This window comes from Mesorhizobium sp. M0938, from assembly GCF_040319125.1.
Taxonomy (GTDB): domain Bacteria; phylum Pseudomonadota; class Alphaproteobacteria; order Rhizobiales; family Rhizobiaceae; genus Mesorhizobium; species Mesorhizobium robiniae.
In genome coordinates this window covers 1-502 of the sequence record NZ_JAMYNS010000060.1, presented here as the reverse complement: position 1 = coordinate 502, position 502 = coordinate 1, and the positions used below count along the sequence as shown (strand labels likewise).

1 pseudogene is annotated in these 502 nt (G+C 60.6%); it reads right to left on the bottom strand.

Features of this window, described 5'->3' with window-relative positions:
* A pseudogene (locus NKH73_RS32550) lies at positions 1–326 on the bottom strand (hypothetical protein); the annotation flags it as partial.
* Positions 327–502: the final 176 nt, after the last annotated feature.

Sequence of the window (502 nt, the reverse complement as noted above, 5' to 3'; positions counted from 1 at the left end):
TCCAAGTTCGGTCGGATTACTCCGATGACCTCAGCCGGGTCGACATACTGCACAGGAATAACTTGAACGTTGGTCTGGATGCCGCCAGCGAGATCGGCCAAGCGCCCCACTCGAATGCCTTGCTCACCCGCAGCCAGTCCATAGCCGTGCGGTCCCAGCGCTTTGTCGAGTAGCCGCAGCACCTCACTCGCTGGCACTTGGCGGGCTGTATGAAGGGTCATCTTCCCTCCGACGCCAGGATCGATGGTAAAGGGCATGCTCATGACATCGCCTACGACATCCTGCACGACCTGGCGAATGTCGGCATTGGTATAGTCGAGGCTCACGCGCCTGCTATCCGACACAACCGGCAGCTTGCGTTCCACTGTGGCCGCGACTGGCTGCGCTTGCCTCTGTCCCATCACTTCAAAGCCTTTAGTCTGCGGTCCGCGAATTTCTCGCACAGACGCGGAGCCAGACGGGACGGAGGACGGAGAGTTCAGCAAGACCCCCCGCTCGGCAA